Source organism: Pseudoalteromonas sp. MMG024, assembly GCF_021654175.1.
Classification (GTDB): domain Bacteria; phylum Pseudomonadota; class Gammaproteobacteria; order Enterobacterales; family Alteromonadaceae; genus Pseudoalteromonas.
Map to the genome: position 1 here is coordinate 1 of NZ_JAKFZO010000003.1, position 25,223 is coordinate 25,223.

Consider the following 25,223-nt stretch of genomic DNA (forward strand, 5'->3'; position numbering starts at 1 on the left):
TCGCTCTAATTCGAGCTTAGGTAATTATGGCTTAAAAAGTTAGGCAAGGATCAGTGTGTTTAACTTGACAGTGGGAGTCATACCAACGCCCGAATAATGGGCGGATTTAGCTTGGCTATACTTAGCGAAGAATGAGCGCCAGCCAAGCGTAAGACGTCCATAATTAATTCGTTTGTTAGGGCTCGAATACTTCGAACTCAGAAACTTCATAAAAACATTCATCATCGACAGTGTTTGATTGCCAGTCAACAATGATGCTAGTCGGAAATCCATACTTATCATGAAATTGAATTTCCAACTTGTATGCTTGATCTCTAGCCAGTTCTGCAACATTGAAGAGATCAATTAACTTTGTTTTGTCGAGCTCACCTAGGTTTTTTTGATTCGAGAAGTAATGCACACCATTTAATACATAGGCCTCGACATTTGTAACGCTCATACACCCAGAAGCAATTTTATAACTATATGAATCGGGCTGTGTGGATTCCCATATTTTTAGCTGTTCAGTAACAGATTTCTGTTTGTTCATCGAGGCAAATATTTCACCATGCCCCAAAAATATGAAAACTAAAACGATCAATGCACCTAGAGACACCAATACACTAGTTGAATTTCGAGCATCAAAAATATACATAGAGCCCTAACAATTTAATAGTGCGCAAATTGCGCATATTTCTGATTTGCAATCGCGCATTTTTCTGAATGCTTTAGTTTTAACAAAGTTGATAAATAGTTGCCAGTATTATTAAAAATACATGCGGTTAATTTTTTGAGAAAGATAAAAGTGCGAAATTTGCGCACTTTCTTGAATATGGGGGAAAGGTTTAAATTCAGAGGCTGAAAAGTAAGGGTTTAAAAAATCTAAACGTCCGTTACTCATTGATGACCTTGAAGGCTGTTGCATAAAATCATTTCCGCTTTTATCAAACCCGAAAATCAATTTTGAATTGATAATGTGAGACAGGAAGCGTAGCGAGTTGAGTAAGCCATACTCAGGCATGGATGCCGTATCATGGCGCTTATCAATAAATTCAAAGTTGCTTTGAGGATTAAGTTTGATAGTGCGGTCGCCTTTCTTTTGGTTACTTTATAAAAGTAACATGAAGCCCATGGATGGGCTTTATTATAGAAAGGGAGGTTATGTTTAATAGTTTTATCAAAGTCACAAATTCGATTATGGCAGCCCGTCAGGTGAAGTCCAAACCTATCCATAGAAACTGCAAGATAAAAATATGCGCTACTACATTTAATCAAACGCTAAACTGTCGAGCGCCTGTCTTCCTTCAATCAGGGTGCAATCGGTTTTTGCCATGAGTTGTGTAAGGGTAATCGTCGGGTTCTGCCTTACAATCTCAATTAGCTCACTTGCACTTGGTTTTGGCTTTACACTTTTTAGTTGGGTAATCACCCACAACCAACTCGGCTCATTTTGCGTTTCTGCCAATTCAATAATTAGCGCAAACTGATGCCACTCGCCTTGCAGTTGCCAGTTTCGAGACCGCCCTTTTCGCGTTAAATTTGCGCCAGAAGCCTTAATCAGCGTTTTTAACTCATTCGCACGCGCGATACGTCGTACAAAACTGTTTAATTGAATTTCAAGCATGTTAACGGTTGGAATTTGTAAAATGCCTTAGTGTTAACAGGCTAAAGAAAGTGCTAACAAGTTAACGTTTTATTTATGTAGTTATTCTACACAGTAAATTTTACGCATTGTTAGCAAATTATTAAGCTTGTTAGAAAGACTCACAGGTTACATAAATTGATATCACACTTTAAAGCGTGATATCAATTCAGATAGCTCATTTGACAGTGCATTCAATTGCTTTAATTGCTCTGTATCTTTCATCGCGATGCCATGGAATTGGCGAGATAAATCGGCGATTTCTACTGCCGACTCATTAATGTGTTGAACCACGTGATTCTGCTCTTCTGTCGCGGTGGCAATTTGCTGGTTCATGTCTTTTACTTCTGTGATACGCGCATCAATCAGGTTAAGCGTTTGGCTTGATTCCACCGAGCTTTCACTCACTGATTTTGTCGTTTCAAAACCCTGCGCCATTGCTGACAGCACGGTTTCGGTTGATTGCTGGAACTGCTCAATTTGACTGCGAATTTGCTGGGTTGAACCTTGTGTTTTGCTTGCTAATGTACGCACTTCATCAGCGACCACCGCAAAGCCACGCCCCTGCTCTCCAGCTCGAGCCGCTTCAATTGCAGCATTAAGCGCAAGCAAGTTTGTTTGCTCTGAAATTGCATTGATCACATCAACAATCGAGTTAATAGATTCTGCTTGGTTCGCTAATTGTTGAATGTCCTGATGCGCTTTTTCAATTACGCCCGTTAATGCTTTCATTGCACTGGCATTTGATTCAACTTGGCTAATGCTTTGCTTAGTGTTATCTACTGCGTGTTCGCTACTTTTCGCAGTATCAAGCGCAAGGTGCGATACTTCTGCCACGGTTGTGCCCATTTCGGTAATGGCTGAGGCAACTTGCTCACTTAAACCGTCTTGTTGGAACGCCAAATCGGTTACTCGTTCGAACGATTTAACCAGTACCTGAATATCGTTTGCAAGCTGAGTTTCAATATCTTTAAGGCGTGTGATCATACGTTGATTGTTTTCAATCACCGCATTAAAGCCTTTAGCTAAGGTTCCCAATTCATCATGTCGACTGTCATCAAGTCGTACCGTTAAATCACCATCTTGCTGCGCCATTGCGAGTAATTTATCTGAAATACCTGATATATTTTTCGAAATACGATTTGCAAGCAGCACCATCACAACGATAAAACCAATCGCAATTACCAAACTTACAGCAACCGTTTTAAATAACGCGCTAGTGATTTGATTGCTCAATTCAGAAGTAGGCAATAAAGCCACTAAGGTAAGACCGGTGCCTTCTAGCGATTGTCTTGCCACATAGTGCTTTTCGCCTTGTAAACTGAGGGTATCGATTTGGGCATGTTCTAACTGTTTAGATGTGTTGATAAGCTGCTTAAGCGGTTGGTATTTTTCAATTTTGTTAAAATCAGAACCAACTAGCTGCTCGTTTGGGTGTGCTGCAAAGGTATTATCATCCTTAATCAAAAATACATAGCCAGCTTCACCAATCTTATTGCTTTTAATGATATCGATAATACGGCTAATATCGTAGCCAAGGCCCGTTAAACCGTAGTCTTTGCCATTTAGGTTAACCTTAACATTAGTGTAAGCAATCAGCTTTTTCGTTTCTTGGTGAACCGCTACCGCAAGTTGCTGCTCAATTGGCTTTTGCATAAAGGCATAAAACCATGCATCGCGCGGATCGGTATTTGAAATGGTTTTTAAAATACCATCATTTTGGTAGTACTTGCCTGTCACACTTGATACTAAAAAGACAACTGCCGCATTATTTTCGTTTTTTATATGCTCAAAGTAATCTTTAATTTCAGGCCACTGCTGCGCGTTTTCTCCATCTTCGACCCATTTCATCAAAAAGCTGTTTTGTTCCATGCCTTTCGCTAGTGCAAGTGGGGTGTTTAGTTCTGCACGAATACTCGCTTCAACTTTACCCAGCAAAGCAGGAAAATACGCTTGATCGTTAAATTGTTCGAAAACGCGGTTAAATTGCGCACTGCTAAATAGCGTGGACAACAAGGTGCTTAACACTAATGCAAACGTAATGGTAAGAATTAGCGCATTGCGAATACTGATATTGAGACGTTTTATCATACTACTGCTATCTGTTTGATAATTAGTAACACTTGGCATCAATTGCCAGGCAAATAGGTTTGAAGTTTATTATAATTGGTACAAGATTTCGAGCAGTTAATGTTAATTAACGCAACAATGTGATGTGATATCAGACCGAATAAACAACACACAAACAACTCGATATTAGAGTTTTAGCGCTATTCGACACCAACAAAGTTAACGGTGGTTAATACAATAATAACTTCGACGCACCATTTTTAATTGAATGAATTGGTATAGATTAAGCGCAAAAAACCGCTGCCCTGAACATACGATATTTCAGGGCAGCCCATTTATTTGGTGTTTATACCGTAAACTCTGAAATAAGTGATGACAGCTCGCTTGCTAAGTGATTTAAACGTTTTAGCTGTTGTTGATCTGCCACCGCTATATCGTTGAACTGCTTCGATAGATCAGCGATTTGTACTGCCGACTCATTAATATGTTGCACCACCACGTTTTGCTCTTCAGTCGCTGTGGCGATTTGCTGGTTCATATCTTTTACCGCAGTAATACTGCGGTCAATTGTGGTTAAAATTTCTGCTGATTGCGCCGATGTTTCACTTACTTTACTGGTGGTTTCATTGCCTTGTGCCATGGCATTGAGAACAATTTCAGTTGAACGTTGGAATTGATCAATTTGCCCGCGAATTTCTTGCGTCGAGCTTTGCGTTTTACTTGCAAGCGTTCTTACTTCATCAGCAACCACTGCAAACCCACGTCCTTGCTCGCCTGCTCGCGCGGCTTCAATCGCTGCATTAAGTGCAAGTAAATTAGTTTGTTCTGAAATAGCGTTAATTACATCTACAATTGAATTAATCGACTCTGCCTGCCCAGCAAGTTCTTGAATATTTTGATACGCTTCGCCCATAACTTGCGTTAACTGGTTCATCGCTAATGTGCTTGACTGCATTTGGTCGATACTTTGTTTCGTATCACTTACTGCGTTTTCGCTGGTGTTGGCGGTATCTAATGCGAGGTTTGACACCTCAGAAACCGTGGTACCCATTTCAGTAATAGCCGATGCCACTTGTTCACTGAGTGCATCTTGGTTTGATGAAAGACTCGTGACTTGGTCGAACGAGTCGACTAGGGCTTGAATGTCTTGCGCCATTTGCAATTCGATGTCTTTAAGTTTAATCACCATCTTTTGATTGTTAGCAATAACCGCATTAAACCCTCGCGCCAAGTCACCCAGTTCATCTTGACGTGAATCATCCAAACGCATGGTTAAATCGCCGCCTTGATTACCCATTTCAAGCAGTTTGCTACCGATACTTGCAATACTGCGCGACACGCGATTAGCAATCCACACCATAAGCACAATAAACACACCCGCAATTACGCTGTTTACTGCAATTGTTAACATCATGGCTTTAGATATTTTGCTGCTCATTTCACTGGTTGGCATCAAAGCAACCAACTGCCAACCGATGTCTTCTAAGTTTCGCGTAGCGGCAAAATAGGTTTCGTTGTCGAGTTTAATTTTTTCTAATTGCGTTTGCTGTGAAACTGATCCAGACAGTAATTCTGATAATGGCGAATATTTTTTGATAGCTTTATAGTCTTTACCCACAAACGCTTGGTTTGGGTGTGCAGCAATTTTGCCATCTGGGCGCAGTAAAAATACATATCCTGTTTTACCAATTTTATTGCTATTAACAATATCGATAATTTTACTGATATCGTAACCGAGGCCGGTTAGGCCTAAATCTTGCCCGTTGGCGTTCACTTTTACATTAATAAAGGCGGTTAAACGTTTTGACTGCTCGTCTACATCAACAGCCACTTGTTGGGTATTTGACGAACTCATAAATTGAAAAAACCAGCTATCGCGGTCGCTACTCGCCGATAGCGTTTTTAAAATGCCATCGTTTTGATAGTAATTTAAGCTTTGCTTAGATACCCAAAACACCACGGCTGCGTCGTTGGTGTTTTTAACATTGGCAAAATACTGCTGAATACGCAGCCAGTCAGCGCTTTTTTCGCCTTTTAACGCCCAATCAATTAAAAAGTCATTTTGTGCAAGCCCTTTCGATAACGCGATGGGCGTATTAAGTTCAGCACGAATACTGGCTTCTACTTTGCCAAGTAACGCCGGAAAATATTCCTGCTCGTTAAACTCATCGAATACAGAGTTAAATTGATTACTGCTAAAAAGCGTTGAGAAAAGTGTACTTAAAATAAGTGCGAGTGTGATAGTGGCAATAAGTGCATTGCGAATGCTGATATCTGAAAGCTTCATGAATTGTTATTTTGATTTTGAGTATAAAAAGCATAGACCAAAATTACGAATGTTATATGTTTTAAAACGAAATATTGCTAAAATAACAATAAAAAATCGCCAGCACGAATGCTGGCGATTTTTTCATTTGCTAAGCGCTATTAAGTCTATTTACTCAATAAATGTTGCTCAAGCCACTGCTCTTGCTCCCAAAGCACATGCAAAATGCTCTCTCTTGCACGATAGCCATGGCCTTCATACGGTAACATTACCAATCTTGCTTCTTTACCTAAGCCTTTAAGCGCATTATACATACGCTCAGACTGCATTGGATAAGTACCAGAGTTTGGATCGTCTTTACCATGGATCATTAACATAGGCTCATTAATTTTTTCCGCATGGAAAAACGGCGACATTGCTGAATATACGGCTTGTCCCTGCCAAAAATCACGTTCTTCACCCTGGAAACCAAACGGTGTTAATGTACGATTATATGCGCCACTTCGCGCAATACCTGTTTTGAATAAGTCACTGTGTGCTAACAAATTCGCTACCATAAATGCACCATACGAGTGACCCGCAATGGCTATGCGTGATTCATCGGCTACGCCTTTTTCAACCAGCGCATCAACTGCAGCTTGTGCACTGCTCACTAATTGCGTTCTAAACGTATCGTTAGGCTCACTGCCATCAACGCCAACAATCGGCATTTTCGGATCATCAAATACCGCAATGCCTTTAGCTAAATACGGCATCGGTCCCCAATAGCCAATATAGGTGAATTCATATGGTGAATCACGTACTTGCGATGCAACTGCTTTATCTTTGTATTCAAGCGGGTAAGCCCACATCAACACAGGCACCTTGCCGCCTTTGTAATTTGCAGGTAAATACAAAGTACCACTTAGTGCTACACCATCATCACGGGTATAGCTAATTTGCTCTTTTTTAATGTTTTTAAAGTCTGGGTAAGGGTGTGCGAATTCGGTAAATTGCGTCAGCGTATTTTGTTTTAAGTCACGAATGTAAAAATTCGGTTGTTCTGTTTTAGATTCACGTAGTGTAATCAGTTTTTCGCCTGCATCATCAAGTACCGCACGCACACGTTCATAGTATGGCGCTTCGCTTTGCCAAACACGCTTTGACGATGCGGTTTTAATATCAAACCGATCTAAAAACGGAATATTGCCTTTGTCTGATGCGCCAGTACCGGTTAGCATCATGTATCGCTCGCCAACCACTTTCACCGCACGCGTACCAAACTCGGTTTGTTCGTAAACAAAGTTACCAGGGTCGTTATACGCGTCGTTGTAAGAGCGTTCATTAAACAGTACGCGTGGGCCGTCAGGGTTTTCTGGATTGATAATTTGCGTGCGAATTTTTCTGTCGATAAAGCGCCAGTCACTCAACATAGCAACATTATCATTCGCCCATTGAATGCCAGCAAAGCGGCGTTCAACTTTTGCAAATAGCTTTGGTTCACTGTTAAACGGAGCTTTCCAACTATAAACGAAGTCATGAAACGGTACGTCAGTTTTCATTGAGCCGTTATCTTGCGCCTGTGCCCATACTAGCGTTGCTGGTTTATCGGCACGCCATGAAAAGCTGCGGCGATCTGTTCTTACACTATCAAAACCTTGCGGAATATTTTCAGCAAGCGTTTGTTTTTCAACACTTGCAACTGGCTTTCCTTTTGTATCAATTACTTGCCAGTTGGTTGCAAAACGTGAATACGGCACTAAATAAGAAAACGGTGCTTCTATTTGCCCAAGCAAAATGTAATCACTATTTGGCGAAGGTACAAAAGAGCGAATAATGCCCGGCTTTGCCAACTTTGTAACATTACCGTTAAGCGACACTTTAGCTAACTGGCCTAAACCATAAAACGAAAAAAGTGCTTTATCGTGTGGTGTTTGCAGTAAATTCTGGTATGTACGTACTGGTGCTTTTTCGCCACTTGTTTGCGATATAACGGGTACAATCGAAGCGTTTTCCGCTGACGGTGCTTGATTATTAGCATTCGCGGCAAGGTTAATTAACAACCCTTCACTATTAGGTAACCAGGTATACGGGCGTGATGTAATCACCGAATTAAGCGGTGCGTTATCAACTGAGATCAGACGGCGCTCTGAAATATTGAAAAGGTATAACTGTGCCGTATGCGCTTGCTCAATAAAAAATGCAAGATGTTGACTGTCGGGAGACCACGACGGTGATAAAATACGTCCTTCTGGCAAGCCTTTAACCGTAAAGTTTTGACCATTTTCTAAGTGTTTAAACGTAATAGACAGATACTTTGAACGAGGTCTCGCTCGCGAAAAGTTTTTAGGGTTTAACTTGATGCCGGCAAGTTTAAGTTCTGGTTTAGCAAGTTCTTGCAGTGTTGCAATACGTTGGCGTTCCAAAAACGCCATCCATTGATTATCGGGCGATAATCGCGTTGTTGGCGCTAGTTTCGCATCAACTAAATCGGCTAATGCTTTACTGGGTGTTTGATAGCTATCTTGCTCATTAGCATGAGCAAACGAACCACAAAACACACTCGCAACAACCAATAATTTAAGTAGTTTCATTACTGTTCCTTGGTAGTGATTTTATTATTCAAGCAAACGAGAAGTGATACCAATTCTGTTAGGTATGTGATCAGGGATAGTGCTGGATAAATGAAATGATAACAAGGCAGAATTTTTCTTGTGTAGTTGTTCTACAATGATAAATTCCAACGCAGTTAGCATGACATTTAGTCCGCTAGGATGATCAGCTACTTAATTGAATTGGTATAATATAAGCCTAATTTTACAGCCTACGTTAGCCTTCCCTTCCTTACTTTTTATTTTAATTGATTACCATTCAATCATTTGAATCGTAAAACGACGTTAAGACTATTGATTATAATTACCTTACTCAAGCAATTGCGTTAAATTTACGATAAAATGCGCCGATTATATTTTTGATGAGAAACACCGTGAAAGTTCTTGTTATTGGTTATGTGTGGCCGGAGCCTAAATCATCTGCTGCAGGCAGCCATATTTTGTCGATTATGCAAACATTTTTAGAGCAAGGCTGGCAGGTAGAATTTGCCTCGCCTGCGCAAAAAACGCCACATATGTTTGACCTTAACAGCATTCACGTTTCAAGCGCTGAAATTACCCTTAATTGTGACAGTTTTAACGACTATATTGCGGCACTTAACCCAGATATTGTGATGTTTGACCGCTTTATGATGGAAGAACAATTTGGCTGGCGTGTCGATACATACTGCCCTAACGCGTTGAAAATTCTTGATACGGAAGATTTACAGAGCGTTAGAAACGCACGCCATTTAGCACACAAAGCGGGACGCCTATTAACAGCGCAAGACTGGTCTTCTGATCTGGCAAAGCGTGAAATTGCGGCTATTTTGCGCTGTGATTTATCACTGATTATTTCAGACTATGAAATGAACTTGCTGCAAGCACAATATAAGCTTGAGCCAAGTTTATTGCATCATCTGCCCTTTATGTTTGATACCGATAAGTTAGCAGATAACCCAAGCTTCGAAGAGCGCCAGCACTTTGTCACCATAGGTAATTTTCGCCACGCACCAAACTGGGATAGTGTGTTATTTTTACAGCAAATTTGGCCACAAATACGTAAGCAACTTCCAACCGCAGAGCTACATATCTACGGTTCGTATCCACCACCAAAAGCCACTGCTATATCTAAAGAAAAAACCGGCTTTATTGTAAAAGGCTGGTGTGATGACGCCTATGAAGTAATAAAAAATGCCAAAGTGATGTTAAGTCCACTGCGTTATGGCGCTGGTATAAAAGGAAAGTTTTTAGATGCCATGGTGTGCCAAACCCCTTCTATCACAACCCCAATTGGTATTGAAGGCATGTTCGACAGTGAAAACTGGCCCGGTCTTGTGAGTGAGCACGCTGAAAATATTGTTACTGATGCCGTAAACTTGTATTCGAATAGTGCACTGTGGCAACAAAAATCATCTTTGTGCCATAAAAAGCTGGTTGAAAAATTTGCTAAAGCACCGCTAGCGTGCGACTTAATTGAAAAAATCAATTCACTACGTGATGACTTAGAACAACATCGCTTAAACAATTTTACCGGGCAAATGCTTAAACATCATATGCATGCGAGCACAAAATATATGTCGCAATGGATCACCGAAAAAAACAAATCGCGGCATAACGACGAATAAAAAACGATATGTATAAACACAGCATTGTTAATTATTTGACATTATTGCTCGTTTACAAATAGTAACAATTCTCATTATATGACAGTTATATTACAATGTAACATATTGTGCTTACTTTACTCTAAATCGTTTCAAACCGTATGAATCTTAAGCAAAAACTGTTATTTTCTTTTTTAGCACTGGCATTAGTGCCAGTGATTATTATTACCCTTATCGCAATTACAATTTCTAATAATGCACTTGAACAACAGGCATTTAATCAATTAACGTCGATCAAAAACATTAAAGCCACGGAAATACGCAATTACTTCGCCCAAAGCAAAGCCGATTTATCGTTAATTGGATCGTCATGGACCAACATGGATGATGTAACAAACGCAGAACTCGCCGAGCAAAAGCACGACTACTTTAAGCGCTTTATCGAAACTAATCAGTACTACGATTTATTCTTAATTGATTTAAATGGTGATATTTTTTACAGCGTTGCAAAAGAATCAGACTATCAAACAAATTTGCTTGATGGCCCTTACGCGCAATCTGGCTTAGCCAGCCTGTTTAACAAAACAACACTAAACCAGAGCTTTAACATTGTCGATTTTTCGGCCTACGCACCGAGTAACAATGAACCCGCTGCTTTTATCGCTCAGCCAATTACACAAAACGGCGAAATAAAAGGTGTGATTGCGTTACAACTATCAATTACCAAAATAAACACGTTAATGCAGCAACGCGAAGGTATGGGTGAAACTGGTGAGTCGTATATTGTTGGGCAAGATCATCGCATGCGCTCTGACTCATTTTTAGACCCTGTTGGCCGCAGCGTTAAAGCGAGTTTCGCTGGTAATATAACCGATAATGGCGTTAGCACGCTTGCTGTAACCAAAGGACTTAGCGGCATCAGTAATACCGAAATTATTCAAGATTACAATGACAGCGCTGTCTTATCGGCGTATATGCCAATCAACTTTGGCGATATAAACTGGGTACTTATATCAGAAATTGATGCAGCCGAGGCCTTTGCTGCAACCGCAACATTAAAATCATCGATTTTAATAATTTCGCTGTTTAGCTTGGTGTTTATTGTTGTTACTGCACTACTTATTACCCGTTCAATTTTAAAACCAATTGGTGGCGAACCAAAAGACATTCATAAACTGGCGATGAAAATCGCTGATGGTGATTTAACACACCAATTTGGCAATCAGTACACCTTTGGTTTGCTTAATTCAATGAAAAAAATGAACCAAAGTTTACATAGCATTATTAGTTCAACTATCTCTTCAAGCCAACAACTAACGGGCATGGCGTCGCAAACAAGCTCAACCAGTATTCAAGCCAAATCTAGCTTAGAGGCGCAACACGTGAGTATTGAGCGCGTATCTGCTGCTATGCACGAAATGACTATTACCATTGAAGAAGTGGCAAATAACGCAAAAGACTGCTCTGAACAAACACAGCTGGCAAGCCTTAAAAGCCAGGAGGCAAATCGTGATATTCATGATGCACTCAGTGCTATCGAACAGTTAGAAACGTCATTAAACAAAGCTAACAGTGTTATTAATCAAGTCGAACGAAAAAGTATTGGTATAAATTCGGTGCTTGAAGTGATTCAAAGCGTGACTGAGCAAACCAACTTACTTGCGCTTAACGCCGCAATTGAAGCAGCCCGCGCTGGCGAGCAAGGCCGCGGTTTTGCCGTGGTGGCAGATGAAGTTAGACAACTTGCTTTCAAAACTCAGCAATCTACGGCCAATATTGAGAAAATAATTTACGAATTACAATCAGATACACAAAGTGCGGTTACTGCGATTGAGCAAAGTACCGAGCTTGCTAATACCACATTTGAAAAAGCCAAAAACAGTGAAGCAACCATGCACGATGTGTTAACTGATATGGATATGATGACGCAAAATACCGAGGCAATTGCAACGGCGGCTGCACAACAAAGTATCGCCGCTGAAGAAATAACCCAAAGCATTACCGCAATAAACAATGCAGCTCTTGAAAACGCCGCAGGTGCAGAGCTCATTGCTGACGCCAGTTTACAGCTAAAAGCGCTTACCGATGAATTAAATGTGATCGGGTCTAAATTTAAACTTAACTAAACTGAGTTAATAGTTTAATTGCCCGAGTTTTTGAAAGTGTAACGCTTTTGAAAACCTGGGCACTTATTCCAATACAGTTTTAAGCATATAGCCATTACGCTTGGTTTTATTGGCTTAGAATCAGTGCTAAGTAACACTCATCACTTGCTTCTATCTTCTAATTCATCAAATGTTTCAACCGAAATGCGCTCGGCTATTGCTCGCATCTTCTGCATTTGATGGGGATTACAATTACCCCAAAATTGTTGCCAATGTTTGCGTGAATGCCACTTAGCGACTGTGAGTATTTTTTCTGGTTCATCACTAGAGCGCAGCATAAAACTACCAAGCGCCCCCTCTACAGTGTCATGAATCGATTCGGTTGTTGTGCGCCAAATAGTTTGAAATGCTTGTTGCTGCGCTACTGGCACTTTCCATTCGTATACCACTCTAAACATATTATTCCCTTAAAGTAATGCCGATTGCGTGTTGCGTCAAATTCTAGTGTGAAAACTAAATAGGTGCTTTTACAATTTTGAAGACGATTTATAACGCTAGCAAAATCGCAATTACTAAATCGAAGGTTAAATTTAACGTAATAAACTAACCATAAATACAGCGTTTGGCTAACGATAGTTCTGATTCTGAAATCACACTTTGTGCTGTCGGAATATAACGCTTTTTAATTAACTTAATTTCGTTACTTTGCTTTAATTCAACCAGCGCATTTTGTAGTTTCTCGACTATTTCAATTGGCATTGCCAAATTAAGCGCTAAATAATTGCCGAGAAATGCCTCATCGCTTATTACAAATACAGGTTCAACTTCGTGAAGCGCAAGCCTATCGCTATCTATGTGATATTGAAGTGTATTGGCGGATGCAATAAATAAATCTAACTTGCCATTTTTAAATGCGTTTACTTCACCAAACTTCTCTGAGTAAATAACGTAATTAACGTTTTCTTGCATGCCCCAATTTTGCAACACATGTTCATAAACATCACCTTTATTTAAGCCCACAGTGTAATTTTTAAGTTGTTGCTTTGAATTAATATGAATATCGCTTCGATGAGCTAACTTGTAAAAACATGCGGGACTCGAGACTAATGGACCAACCCATTGAAAATGTGCTTCACGGTCCGGCAATCGTGAAGTTGAAACCAGCCCAGCAAAACGTTTTGATAATGACAATGCCATAGCACGCTGCCAAGGATACATTTTAAATTTGCACTTTATACCTGCGACTTCGCATGCGCGGGCAACAATATCATGATTAATGCCTTTGATTTTGTCGCCGTCTCGAAAGTTGTAAGGAGGAAAGTGTTCAGTATAAATAGTGACTGTTACATTCTCATACGCCTGCACTAAATTACTTAAAAATACAGTTATAACGACAAGTTTGACTATCCAGTTCACGTTTACACCTCAATATCCTTTTCATACCATACACTTTGCACATTAATAGGTTGGCAAACACTACTAATAGAGCATACCTAACTAATTAGTTTCACACATTACAGCACGTCATTCCATAACAATCAGCCTTGCGCCTTGACCTATGTTACTTTAACGTTAACATAAAATTAATAGTTTATTTTATAAATTACCTTTGTTATCAATATGTATAAATTGATGGGTGTTTTATTGATCTTGACCCGGATTTATTACAATTGTTGATATTTAACATAAACAAAACTAGACAAACCGTAAATAAAACATAAAATTTGCGAGTCATCACTGTATATGTAGATTTAAAACCTTGAACACAGCTAGTTTTACGCAAAAACGCCGCTTTATTGTAAAGCTTGGTAAAATGCTGCACAAATTCGGTACACCTGCTTACCGACTAGAAGCTCATCTAGAAAATTTAGCAACATTTTTAGGCTTAAAAGCGTCGTTTATAATTACACCAACCGCATTAACATTTGTTATCTGGACAGAAGGCCATGAAGACGAATATACCCATGCGGCGCGTGTTGCGCCTGGTGAATTAGACCTAGGCGCACTTGCTCGCAGTGATGAACTCGTTGATAAACTAACTGACTACACGATTACCTTAGAGCAAGCCGATCACGCGCTTGATGAAATAGCTAATTTCCCAAATCCCTATAATCGTTTTATCACAGGTATCGCGTTTGTTATGTCGGCCGGCGCATTTGCCATGCTCATGGGAACAAGTTGGAACGACGTACTTTGGTCAACATTAATTAGCTGTGTAATATATTTATTTGTACTTTGGTCAGAACGCTCGAAACGTGTAGCCCATATGCTTGAAGCTGTGGTTTCTATTGTTGCCGCCATTTTAGCGTGCGCGATAAGCGTTTACATCGACCCTGGCATCAATATACGTATGGTTATATTATCCGCCATCATTGTATTTATACCGGGCTTGGCGTTAACACTTGGTTTGGCTGAATTATCTGCTCGTCATTTAGTTTCTGGCACTGCACGCGTAATGGATGCGTTAATGCTGCTCTTTAAACTCTATTTTGGTGCTTTTTTAGGTATTGCGGTTGGCTTTTCGCTATTTGGTCAAACCGACTTTGTTGCACCACCACAAATGCCAAAATGGACTGCATGGCTGGCCATCGCTATTTTATGTATGAGCTTAATCGTTATCTTTCGTACTAAGGCGAAACATGCAGTGTGGTCAATTGTGGCGGGGTTTGTCGCTTATGGTGCCAGTATCGCAGGCGCCATGTATTTAGATTATGCACTCGGCACGTTTGTTGGTGCATTCGCGGTTGGTGTTTACAGTAACTTCTTTACACGTGTTGCCAATGCACCCGCATGTATCGTCGCAATGCAAGGTTTGATCGTATTGGTTCCCGGAAGTAAAACCTATATCGGATTAAACTCGTTAATCTCGGGGCAAGAGTTTATTGCAAGTACAGGTATTGGCCAACAAACGTTTCTTATTTTTATGTCTCTGGTCGCCGGACTCATATTTGCAAACGTGGCATTACCGCCAAAGAAAAGCCTTTAAGATATTCGAGTCGCCAACCTAGGCGACTCACCCTTTCCACCAGCTTTATTGGTTAACCATGATGTGGTTCACTTACGCTTTAAATAGCGTTTTTCAATATCATGAGGTCAAACAACTCATTACTCGAACGAGCTAAGCCCGCTTTTTAGTCTTTCTTAATTTGTCGGCCAATACCACCCCCATAAGAAAATCCAATTAATAAGAGAGCCTTATTCTGAGCCATATATCCTCTTTCAAACATAAGCTTCTTTCAAATAAAATGTGTTGTATCAAGCTGGTTGGTTTTTGAATCATGTTGTCACTCTGGCTATGTAAAACAACTAACGCGCAATCGCTCAGTATTCTATATACGCTTTCTGTCTCCATCCACTTAGTAAAAGCGAAAAGTGAACGACACAACCCACCTGTTACTTAAAAGGCTTATTTTTAAATCGGCCAATCAAGCGGCATGCTCAACGATAGCTTTTTAATAGCCAAAACAGAAAAATTTAACGAATAAATAACACATAAACCCTATTTTCATCCTATTTAAATATCGAATAGGTGCATAAACCAATTAATCTTCTAAAAATCTCTTTAAATAAACTTAATTTATTAAATATAGCTAAAACAATAAAGCATTGAATAAAATGACGATTTAAAATTTAATTTGATAATTCATAACTATTCATAATCAATCAATACGATTCATAACTAATCATGTAGCTATTACCCCAGCTTAAAACACATTCCGCATTGGGCAATTGTTAACGGTGTGTGATTTAAGCAAACAGTTACCGTTAAAAAATAACAACTGATGGTTTTTACATCGCAAGGGGAAACAATGGCTATATCTACTAAGAATAAATTAAGCCTAGCTATTAGTCAGGCATTATTGGCTGCGAGCTTAAGCACAACATATGTACAGGCTGCAGAAGAAAACACGGCTGAACAAAGCGACGTTGAGGTAATTCAAGTCCGCGGGATCCGTGGCAGCTTAGTTAAATCACTTAACACTAAACGTTTTTCGGGTTCGGTTGTTGATGCCGTAACCGCTGAAGACATTGGCAAATTTCCAGACCAAAACGTAGCAGAGTCGCTTCAGCGTATTACCGGCGTATCGATTTCACGTAATTTTGGTGAAGGTGAACGAGTAAGTATTCGTGGTACGTCTGAAAGCCAAAACAGAACATTATTAAATGGCCAAGCTGTAGGCTCAGTAGATTGGTGGACAAACTCCCCTGCTAGTCGTGGTTTTAATTACACTATGCTTCCTTCAGAAATTGTATCTGGACTTGAAGTGTATAAGTCACCAGAAGCCGATATTGATGAGGGCTCTATTGGTGGTACAGTGATCGTTCGTACCCGTAAACCACTAGAGTTAGAAGCCAATAAAATCGCTGGTAGCTTAATGGCACAACACAGTGAAGTATCAGGTGAAACTGACCCACAACTAAGTGGCTTATATTCATGGAAAAATGAAGACGAAACCTTTGGTGCACTAATCTCAGTGGTACGTCAGCAACGTAATCTACGCCGAGATGGTATTGAGTCATGGAGCTGGACGCATCGCGATATTGAAATGGAAGATGGTACAGTACACAAGAATGTTTATAGCTCTGGTGGCGGTGGTTCAGCCATGTTTTCGCAAGAGCGTATCCGCACTGGTTTCAATGCGTCGCTACAATACCGTCCAAGTAATGAATTAGACATTACCTTTAATGCCCTTGATTCAACATTAGAAGCTAACAATGAAAACCAAAACTTCTTGTGGTTACCTGGGTACGGCGGTTCAAAATATCAAGACGTGACGATTATTGATCATGACAAAGTTGGTAAAATGCTTATTGCAGGCACACTGGGTTTATCGCCAGATGGCAATAATATTCTTGATGAAACCAAAGTGCGTAACTCAGAACTTAGCACCGAGTCATATGATTTAAAAGCAGATTATCAAGGTGATATTTGGCAAACCTCAGTACACTTAGGTTATACCAAGGGCTCAGGTGGATCACATGCTGACCGCAGCGTTGGTTGGGGCGGTAACTACGTACATTCATATGATGCGTCAAGTGTTGAAGATATGAAAACAAGCTATAGCGCTGGTCCAGCTGATGGCACTAAATGGTCACTTGATTTCTTACGTTACGACCAAAATAACGCCAAAGACGATGAACATTATGTACAAGTAGACTTTAACCGCCCAGTTGATGTTGCAGTATTTAGTAATATTAAGTTTGGCGCTAAATATCGCGACCACAGTCGCTATAATGAAAAACGTCAAACTGCAACACGTACCGATTTAGGCTGGTCATTAGCCGATTACTCGCTCCAAATGCCGTCAGATTATCTATCGGGTTTAGGCTCAAGTGACACACTTAAAAACTACGCCATTACTGATTCAAACAAAGTACGTCGTGAAGGTGATGCGCTTGGTTGGCAATACAACTTATTAAAAGCAAGTACCTTTGAAGTAGAAGAGCAAATCTTGGCTGGTTACATTAAGGCGGATATTGACGCAGATAGTTTGCGCGGTAACTTAGGCGTACGTTTAGTACAAACAAACCAAGATACAGGCGCTTACGTAGGTGAAAATTGGCAAACGCAATCAAAAGACTATTTTGACGTACTTCCAAGCCTTAACTTAGCGATTGACTTAGATGATGACCTTATTATGCGACTTGCAGCGGCACGCGTTATGTCTCGTCCAGATTATAACTCAATGACTCCGTCTACTTCATACAACCTAGAAACTAAAACCGGTACAGGTGGTAACCCCGATATCGACCCGTATCGTGCAAATCAGTTTGATGTAAGTATTGAATGGTACTTTGATGAAGCAAGTTTATTCTCAGCGGCGCTATTCCATAAAGATATTCAATCTTTCCTAGACTCACAGCTAACGCTTGAAACTCACGAAGGTGTTGGTATATTGGTAAATCGCCCGGTAAATGGTCGTAGCGGTACAATTCAAGGTTTAGAGCTTGCGGTGCAGCACGATATTTATCAAGGCCTAGGTGTAATGGCTAACTACACTTATGTTGATGGTGAAGCGAAAGGTCCAAATGGTGAAGATATCACTATTCCTGGTAACTCTGAGCACACGATTAACCTAAGTGCATACTATGAAAATGAGTACCTAAACGGCCGTATTTCGTACAACTACCGCACAGGCTATGATACAGGTCTTGGTTGGCCGGGTTACGTAGACGATTACGGACAAATTGATGCCAATCTTAACTACAACGTAACCGAGAACATTACATTAGTATTTGAAGCCATTAACTTAACCGACGAGCATACCTTTAGCTACCAAGAAAAAGGTGTAGAGCAAGCACTAACCGGTGTTTATGCCGATGGCCGTCGCTATGTTGCAGGTGTTCGATTTAATTTTTAATTCTGAAAAAGAGTTTCACTGCGCTTAATTGCGCATAGCTAACACAGGACTGCCCCCTATTAGAAAACTCTTATACTTCAGAACCCCCCAAAACAGCGAATGTAATGTTCGCTGTTTTTTTCGCTTTCAATTATTGCGCTACAAGCCATTAAAATTTCTTAGAAAAGTCGAAATATCAATTCAATTCCGCAGTAAGTTTGCGTATTCTTAACCCACTTTTTCGTTTTTTCGTTGCAAAACGTTTAAACCCCCTTAGTCGATATTTGGTTTTGTCATTGCGTTATCTAATTACGACATTGTTGTTACTGTGTTTTTCGCTTATGCATTTCGGCTTGAAAGCCGACTTACTGAGCGCATCAGTTAACTATACCAATGGTGAATATAAAAAAGCCTTAAACGAATTTTCACAGCTTGCAAAACTTGGTAATAGCGATGCGATGTTTAATATTGCCGTTATGCATTTACACGGCCGAGGCGTAAAAAAAGACATCAACAAAGCGTATGCATGGTTTTCACTTGCCGGCGAATTTGGAATAACCGATGCAAAAAACACCGCAGAGTACATCGCCACGCAAACACAAAACAGTGACGCTTTACACCAAGCAAAGCAACAACTCGGCGCTGAACTTAGCTATCATCGCTATGTGAACACATTGGCACCCCAATTTAACGAAACATTTAACACTTTAATTCAACCAATAAAGTCATTTAATGTTGATCCTGTTTATCCAGAACATGCGGTCGATCGCGGTATTGAAGGATGGGTATGGGTTGAATACGATATTGATGGTGCAGGAGCCGTGATCAACGCGCAAATCATTGATAGCTACCCACAAAAAACATTTGATAACGCCATGCTAATGGCGTTAAAACGCTGGCGCTTTAAGCAAAGCGAGCAGCTTCCCATCAAACGTCGCAGTTTGCTTTATCACTTCACCACATTTAAAGGTAAACGTTATCAGCAAGGGTTTTCGCGCCAGCAACGTGAATATCAAAAACACATTGCTGAAGTAATTGAACAGGCGGAGAATGGCAATGCTTTGTGGCAATACCGCATTGCACAATGGCTAACGACCGATAAACACAACGCGTCTAAATTGCTTAAATACCATTGGCCAAAAGAAAGCGAAGCGCAAAATCTTATGCTAAATGCTGCAAAAAATGGTTATCCCTTCGCGCAATATCGTATTGCAACACAGTTACTTGCCGGCGATAAAACCGCCCAAGACCGTAAAAAAGGACTTAACTGGCTGTTACTGAGCGCTCAAAATGGTTTTGCATCGGCGCAGTACCGTTTAGGCATCGAGCTGTTAGTTAAAAAATCAGTTCATTACGATACGGAAAAAGCGCGCTTATGGTTAACCCAAGCAAGTGATAAAGGCCACCTGCTTGCAAAAACCGCGCTCACCCGACTGGCTCTTAGCCAAGCTAATATTTCAGAAAGCGAATACAAAGCACTGCATCAGCAAATTGATTCTGTGCTACACCAAAACGCAAATAACGCTGAAGCCTGGTACTTAAAGGCTAAACTTTCGTATCAACAACATGATATTTCAAGTGCAAAACAACAGCTAGACAGAGCAATTGATAACGCCAATGCTCAAAAAATTGACCTCAGTGAAATGGAAGCACTGAAACGAAAGCTTGCTGCTAAATCTTAAGCTAAGCTTTAACCTCACTATCAAGTCGCTTAATTAGCAGTGGTTTTACTCATTAAAACCAAATCTGATTGGAGGTTATCGACGAGATTCACAAGCACTTCCTTACCATCGTGAGAACTGGTGATAGTCAGTGTATGATTTGGCGCATTACTAAATTGACTCAAGTCTGCAACTTCACGATATTCTTGGCTTTCAAATTGATAATCAAACAATAATAAGGTTTCACCTTTTTTAACCATAAAATAAATACCGCCTCGATAGACGCTTGGAGTGAATAGTTGGCTTGAGGGTAAAATATTATCAATTAGCAAGGGGTCAAAAACACGTTCAGCTAAATACTTAGCCACATGATTAGCATAATTTCGAAAGCCCGTTGTCATAAGCGTTCGGTATTCTTGATTAGCAAGCATAAAATCTAATGCTAACGACTGCGCGTTCGGCTGCGCTAACCCAGTAGACAAGTCAAAATACCAATTATTGCTGCTATTGTCGTCGTTTTTCGCATAGAACACACCATCGCCTTCTTTTTGCCAATACACATTGTCAAACTGCCCTTGTGCCACGGTAATACTATTTTTAGTTGTTAAATCAATCAGCGAAAGATGGGAATCTAAATAGGCTAAAAGTAAAAAATTGCCGTTTGGTGAAAACGACATAAGTTCAGGCACGTTAGACTTTGAAAGTGACGTAATAAACTGCACACTGTCACTATTAACATGGCTAAGCCAAACGTCAGCCTTATTTGAGCGTTTATTTAAGGTTAAAAATGCGTACTTGTTGCCCGTGTGCGATACAACCGGCGCACGTACCGCATTCATTGACGACCCTAATTGTTCAACACCATCGGATGAAACCGTGAATAACCCCGTATTTGACTGGCTTTTACTTAATAGAATATCACCGTTTTTTCTATTAATGCTGATTTCATCAATATCGCCATCCTCAATATTCATCGCGCCAATACGCTTATTGTGTTTATAAAAAGCCAAGTTGTTGGATACAAGCCACAGCCTGTTATTGTCGGCCGCGAGCTTTTTAATACCGCGCTCTTCATGAGACAGCGTTGTCAAAAGTTTGCCATGAAAATCGCGTTTCTCCACGGTATTTGTCGGCGTATTAAGTGTGAATAATTGATTGTTAGTCACACTTAATTCATCAACATCGTCAACAATTACGTTTGGACTATCAACCGCTCGAGGAAACGGCTCAAAGTTTAATGAATAACGCACAACACTGTGATTAAAGTGGGCTATCAGTAGGTTATCTTGCGGCCAACTCAATGCCATTTTATGCAAACCAGACGGGCAATCGGCTAATTTACTATCGAGTGATAAACGCCATGTTTCTATCGCACTAGCCGTTGATATCACCCGAATATTGCATTGCAACGCGTCGTTGCGAATATACGCCAACCATTTTTGATCAGGGGAAAACACACCGCGTTGCTCAGAGTAATTGGCATTTTTAATTACATGGGAAATGTGTTGTTGTAGGTCCATCACCGCTAAGTCGGTATTGCTTTTACCAATTGCGCGATAGTTAAACACCATATATCGCCCGTCATTTGAAAAAGACGCGCCCTGCTCCACGCCACCGCGCTGAGTAATGCGTCGCTCGCTGTAATCATCGCCAAGCGAATAAGGCTTACTCAGATGCGAAAGCCCTAAGCTAAATAACCCACCTAACATTAAACATAATGCACCCACAATCGCGACATTTTGCTGCTTAAACGATGCCGCTTTGTGTTCAAGGTGTGTTGCAGTAGCAATTAACTGATAACCTACGCGCGGTACAGTACGAATAATACCTTGATCGTTACGATCGTCACCGATCGTTTTGCGTAATTGCGTTACCAACTTACTGAGCGAGTTATCGCTAACAATCACATTTGGCCAAATTTTATCGAGTAACTCATCTCGCGATATTGCCCGCCCTTGTTGTTCAATCAGTAGCGCCAACAATATCAGCTGCTTGCTTTCAACCTTATGCCATGTACCCGCTCGTTTAATTCGCATTGCGCTGAAATCAACTAAAATTTTGTCTATTTGAATTAATGAGTTAGGTAACGAAGTGAGTGACAAAATTAGTCTAGCCTTATAGCACGTATAACAGTATTATGGTGATTGCATTTTAAGCGTTAACAATCGCTCAGTAAATACACGCAGTTCATATAATTCAGTCGTTTAAAGTGCAAAGGGGATCATATGCAAACACACAATAATAAACAGGCACAACACCTTCGCTTTAAATTACGCGCAATGTCTTTGGCATCGATGACTGCGTTTTTCTCTAACGGCGCGTTTGCAAATACTCCCGACATCGATCTCGACACCATTGAAATACGTGGCATTCACAAGAGCTTATTACAATCCCTTGCCGATAAAAAACAACACTCGGCAATTAGCGATGTGCTGAGTGCCCAAGAAATCGGGAAATTTCCCGACAAAAACGTTGCTGAAGCGCTTCAGCGTGTTACCGGTATATCGCTTACGCGTGTAATGGGCGAAGGCGAGCGTATTGGTGTACGCGGTACGACACCAGGGCAAAATAGAACATTTTTAAACGGTCAAAATATCGCTTCAGCCGATTGGTGGATTTCATCGCAGCCAAATCGTGGCTTTAACTACACCATGTTACCCGCTGAACTTGTTAGCAAATTAGAGGTATTTAAAACGCCACAAGCGAACCAAGACGAAGGCTCTCTTGGCGGAGCGATTAATATAAAAACCCACAGACCATTAACGACCGACACCCAATTTATTGTCACGCTGCAAAGCCAATATAGCGACTTATCAAACGAGCTCGACCCACAACTTGCTGCCTTTTATAACTATGTAAACAGTAATCGCGATTTTGGTATGTTGTTTACGTTAAATCGCCAGCAGCGCACCTTACGCCGAGATGGTCTGGAGTCTTGGGGTTGGCATCAAGCACACTTTAAAACACGCGATGATGGCAAATTAACATACAGCGACTTTGACAGCGCTGACATAAAAAACATTTGGACTCCAAGTGGTGGCGGCTCTGCGGTGTTTCAACAAGAACGCTTGCGTACCAGCGCAACCATGACGATTGATTATCAGCCAAGTGCCACATGGCAATTTGAGTTTGATGTCTTGTATTCACAGTTAGATGCAGACAACACCAATCAAAACTTTTTATGGCAACCGTCAAACGTATTCTCACGCGGTGGCGTAATTAATGACTATCAAATCATCAATAATACCTTAGCGTACGCCGATTATTCGAAGGTAGACCCCGAAAATACCGAGCCTTTTAGTACCTCAATGGAAGCAATTTGGCGTCAATCAACCATTAAAACTAGCAGTATTAACGTTAAAGCAATGCAGTCTGTTAACTTGTGGCAAAATGAATACCAGTTCGGCTTTACCCGCGGTAGCGGCGGTACTTACGACGACAATACATCGCAGTGGTCGGCAAATTCGGGATTTAGCGTCGATACCCGAGACAAACGCGACATTAAAACCCATTATGAAATCAATCCAAACCAAGCTGAAAACTGGTGGATAAGCGAAGTTAGAAACGACTCTCAGCATTCCGTTGATCAAGAGTGGTATTTACAAGCTGACTTTTCAAAAGCGCTTATTCATAATCTTATAGACAGTGTTGATTTTGGCATTAAATATCGCAATCACCAACGTGGTTTTGAACGCTTACGTTCAAATAATGGCAGTTACAGCGATATTAAAGATACGCTCGATTGGACGCTCGCAAATTTTAGTGCGCCCTTTCCGAAGGACTATTTACACGGCATTGGTTCTGACGAAACACTTAAACACTATGCATTTGCCGATACTCAACCTCTTGCAAATGCCTATGGCGATTACCCATTTGAGCAGCAGGTAGAGCAAGCCAGCCGTTTTGATATTCAAGAACAAACCAGTGCTTTATACACCAAGCTAAATCTACTTACTGATTTATTCCGCGCTAATGTGGGTGTCCGCATTGTTAATACCATTCAAGACGCGGGCGCCTATCAACAAATCGCATCGTCCAGTAGTGCGCAAACTAACTTTGTGTGGCAAGAGCAAAGCAAACATTACACGGATATTCTGCCAAGCTTAAATTTAAATTTTGACTTAAAGCGCGACCTCGCATTTCGCTTTGCCGCTGCAAAAGTTATGGCGCGCGCCGAATACAATCATTTAATGCCATCAACCAATTACAACGTTACACAAGCGCAAGGACAAGGCGGCAACCCCGACCTCGACCCATACCGCGCGACTCAATTTGATATGTCACTCGAATGGTATTTTTCAGATATTGGTTTGCTATCGGTTGCCGCGTTTGCCAAAGACGTAAAATCATTTATTGAGTTTAAACGGCAATTAGAAGTACACGAAGACATACTAATGACCATTGACCGACCGATTAACGGCGCAGGCGGTAATGTTTGGGGTATTGAGTTGAGTTATCAACATGAGTTTTTACAAGGCCTTGGCATTATTACAAACTACACCTTTGTTGATGGTAAACGCGATGGTAACACCGAGCAGCAAGCTTTTATTCCTGGCACCTCAGAGCATACCTTTAACCTAACCGGTTACTTTGAAAATGAATGGCTGAGTGCCCGTATTTCCCACAACTATCGTACAGAATTCGCCACCGGCGTTGGCCTTGAAATGCAAGATGACTTTTCGCAAATTGACGCCACATTTAGCTATCATATCAATGAGAATTTATCGCTTAATCTTGAAGGGTTAAACCTCGGTGACGAAATTAGCTACCTCTACGAAGGCAGTCATTACTCACCAAAAGCAGTTTATCGCAATGGCAGGCGCTTTTATGTTGGGGTACGTTTTACTTACTAAAACTGTGAGAATATGTTACTCACGTGACTTATTGTAACCCATTGTAATAGTAGGTAAAAATGGTTATATCATTGATTTTCCCATGACATACTCAGGGTAGATAACAACCCAACTCATGGAAAAACAATA

Annotated in this window: 14 protein-coding genes; 6 read left to right on the top strand and 8 right to left on the bottom strand. The window is 40.7% G+C overall.

The genetic code is table 11. The features are described 5' to 3' along the window. Positions 1 to 175 precede the first annotated feature (175 nt). The 5 genes from L1068_RS03405 to L1068_RS03425 all read right to left on the bottom strand — a co-directional run bounded on the left by L1068_RS03405 (position 176) and on the right by L1068_RS03425 (position 8,530). Positions 176 to 634 (bottom strand): DUF6174 domain-containing protein, encoded by a 459-nt coding sequence (locus L1068_RS03405; protein ID WP_343221839.1) that lies wholly within the window; start codon positions 632 to 634, stop codon positions 176 to 178. A gap of 612 nt (positions 635 to 1,246) precedes the next feature. Beyond that, positions 1,247 to 1,603: a ribosome recycling factor family protein gene (locus L1068_RS03410; protein WP_237129092.1), complete on the bottom strand. Its 357-nt coding sequence runs from the start codon at positions 1,601 to 1,603 to the stop codon at positions 1,247 to 1,249. 162 nt (positions 1,604 to 1,765) lie between these two features. Continuing rightward, positions 1,766 to 3,712 (bottom strand): methyl-accepting chemotaxis protein, encoded by a 1,947-nt coding sequence (locus L1068_RS03415; RefSeq protein WP_237129093.1) that lies wholly within the window; start codon positions 3,710 to 3,712, stop codon positions 1,766 to 1,768. A 325-nt stretch (positions 3,713 to 4,037) separates the two neighbouring features. Next, positions 4,038 to 5,978 carry a methyl-accepting chemotaxis protein gene (locus tag L1068_RS03420; protein ID WP_237129094.1) on the bottom strand — a complete coding sequence of 647 codons (1,941 nt, stop codon included), beginning with the start codon at positions 5,976 to 5,978 and terminating at the stop codon, positions 4,038 to 4,040. Between the two features lie 146 nt (positions 5,979 to 6,124). Then, positions 6,125 to 8,530, bottom strand: a complete 2,406-nt coding sequence (locus L1068_RS03425; RefSeq protein ID WP_237129095.1) for a prolyl oligopeptidase family serine peptidase — start codon at positions 8,528 to 8,530, stop codon at positions 6,125 to 6,127. Between the two features lie 380 nt (positions 8,531 to 8,910). Here L1068_RS03425 and L1068_RS03430 point away from each other — a divergent pair, with 380 nt between their 5' ends. Next, positions 8,911 to 10,155 carry a glycosyltransferase gene (locus L1068_RS03430; RefSeq protein ID WP_237129096.1) on the top strand — a complete coding sequence of 415 codons (1,245 nt, stop codon included), beginning with the start codon at positions 8,911 to 8,913 and terminating at the stop codon, positions 10,153 to 10,155. Positions 10,156 to 10,295: 140 nt separating this feature from the next. Further along, positions 10,296 to 12,260, top strand: coding sequence for a methyl-accepting chemotaxis protein (locus tag L1068_RS03435; RefSeq protein WP_237129097.1), 1,965 nt, complete (start codon positions 10,296 to 10,298; stop codon positions 12,258 to 12,260). A gap of 140 nt (positions 12,261 to 12,400) precedes the next feature. Here the strand turns inward: L1068_RS03435 and L1068_RS03440 are convergent, their stop codons facing one another. Both L1068_RS03440 and L1068_RS03445 read right to left on the bottom strand, forming a co-directional pair. Further along, positions 12,401 to 12,697 (bottom strand): antibiotic biosynthesis monooxygenase, encoded by a 297-nt coding sequence (locus tag L1068_RS03440; protein ID WP_237129098.1) that lies wholly within the window; start codon positions 12,695 to 12,697, stop codon positions 12,401 to 12,403. A gap of 145 nt (positions 12,698 to 12,842) precedes the next feature. Further along, positions 12,843 to 13,655 carry a transporter substrate-binding domain-containing protein gene (locus L1068_RS03445; protein WP_237129099.1) on the bottom strand — a complete coding sequence of 271 codons (813 nt, stop codon included), beginning with the start codon at positions 13,653 to 13,655 and terminating at the stop codon, positions 12,843 to 12,845. 343 nt (positions 13,656 to 13,998) lie between these two features. Between L1068_RS03445 and L1068_RS03450 the strand changes: the two genes are divergently transcribed. The 3 genes from L1068_RS03450 (at position 13,999) to L1068_RS03460 (ending at position 20,262) form a co-directional block, all read left to right on the top strand. Beyond that, on the top strand, positions 13,999 to 15,225 hold the full coding sequence (locus L1068_RS03450) for a threonine/serine exporter family protein (RefSeq protein ID WP_237129100.1): 1,227 nt from the start codon (positions 13,999 to 14,001) through the stop codon (positions 15,223 to 15,225). Positions 15,226 to 16,048: 823 nt separating this feature from the next. Beyond that, positions 16,049 to 18,601, top strand: coding sequence for a TonB-dependent receptor (locus L1068_RS03455; RefSeq protein WP_237129101.1), 2,553 nt, complete (start codon positions 16,049 to 16,051; stop codon positions 18,599 to 18,601). A 275-nt stretch (positions 18,602 to 18,876) separates the two neighbouring features. Next, positions 18,877 to 20,262, top strand: coding sequence for a TonB family protein (locus L1068_RS03460; protein ID WP_237129102.1), 1,386 nt, complete (start codon positions 18,877 to 18,879; stop codon positions 20,260 to 20,262). A 29-nt stretch (positions 20,263 to 20,291) separates the two neighbouring features. Here L1068_RS03460 and L1068_RS03465 read toward each other — a convergent pair whose 3' ends face one another. Beyond that, positions 20,292 to 22,343, bottom strand: coding sequence for a winged helix-turn-helix domain-containing protein (locus L1068_RS03465; RefSeq protein WP_237129103.1), 2,052 nt, complete (start codon positions 22,341 to 22,343; stop codon positions 20,292 to 20,294). A gap of 123 nt (positions 22,344 to 22,466) precedes the next feature. Between L1068_RS03465 and L1068_RS03470 the strand changes: the two genes are divergently transcribed. After that, the gene (locus L1068_RS03470; protein ID WP_237129104.1) at positions 22,467 to 25,094 is read left to right on the top strand and encodes a TonB-dependent receptor; all 2,628 of its coding nucleotides are present in this window, start codon (positions 22,467 to 22,469) and stop codon (positions 25,092 to 25,094) included. Positions 25,095 to 25,223 lie beyond the last annotated feature (129 nt).